Source organism: Protofrankia sp. Cr2, from assembly GCF_963555885.1.
GTDB lineage: Bacteria > Actinomycetota > Actinomycetes > Frankiales > Frankiaceae > Protofrankia.
In genome coordinates, this window is record NZ_CAUVXG010000082.1 from 16,501 (window position 1) to 17,494 (window position 994).

The 994-nt window shown below is 65.5% G+C and carries 2 protein-coding genes; both read right to left on the reverse strand.

What is annotated here, in order from left to right; translation table 11 throughout:
* Positions 1-420 (reverse strand): SRPBCC family protein (locus U9978_RS22590; RefSeq protein ID WP_322763159.1); only part of this gene is annotated, 420 nt, incomplete at its 3' end.
* A gap of 69 nt (positions 421-489) precedes the next feature.
* The gene (locus U9978_RS22595) at positions 490-867 is read right to left on the reverse strand and encodes a metalloregulator ArsR/SmtB family transcription factor (RefSeq protein WP_322763160.1); all 378 of its coding nucleotides are present in this window, start codon (positions 865-867) and stop codon (positions 490-492) included.
* Positions 868-994 lie beyond the last annotated feature (127 nt).

A 994-nucleotide genomic window follows, 5' to 3' on the forward strand; every position in this document is an offset into this window, starting at 1 on the left:
CCAACCCTCGCGTGCCATGCCTTCCATCTGGTCGGTGTAGGGGCCCTGGCGCAGCACCAGGCGGGTCTTTCCGCCCTCGTCGTGGAACTCCAGGCGCATGTACATCTGGGCGATCCCCTCGAAGCCGGGAATACCCTCCACCTCCTCGGTGCCCACGAGGAGTTCGTTCTCGACGACCTCGGTGAACGTCGCGTTGACCGGCGAGTGCATCGTCGGGTCATCGTCGCTGACCATTACCAACCGCTGATAGCCGCCTACCCGGACGTCGACCTCGACGGTGTCGCGGGGCACGGAGAACCCCACCGGACCGAACCACTGCGCGATCTGATCGGGGTCGACGAACGCCCGGTAGACGAGCTCCCGCGGAGCGTTGAAGATCCGGGTGATGACCAGTTCGTTGGTTGCCGGGGAATCTGCCATGGCACTGTTCCTCTCGCTGATATCTCCGATATCCGACTTATGGATGGCTGATGGCTGGGTGATGTCATGTCACTGCTGTTGCTGGTCCTCTGCGGACGGCTGGTCCTCCGCGAATGGCGACTGCGCTTGCTGGATGTGCCGAAGATGGGCGTCGAGCCGCTCGAAGTTTGCATCCCAGAACTGGCGGTAGCGCTCCATCCACGCTGTGGCCTCCTGCAGCGGCCCGGCGGTGAGAGCGCTCGAGCGCCACTGGGCCGTCCGACTTCGGGAGATCAACCCGGCCCGCTCGAGCACCTTGAGGTGTCGGGAGATCGCCGGCAGGCTGATCGAGAACGGCTCAGCCAACTCCGTGACGGTCGCGTCCCCCTCCGCCAACCGGGCCAGGATCGCCCGCCGGGTCGGGTCCGCCAGCGCCGCGAAGATCGTGCTGAGTCGATCAGCTGCCATCGTATTTCACCCTGACGTTAATTAATCGATGCGTTAAACGTAGAACAGGGGTCGCCGCGCCGTCAAGCGCCGGCTGCCCGCAGCCGCACGCGCCGTTCGTGGGCGACGGGTCCGGCCCACCCCACCC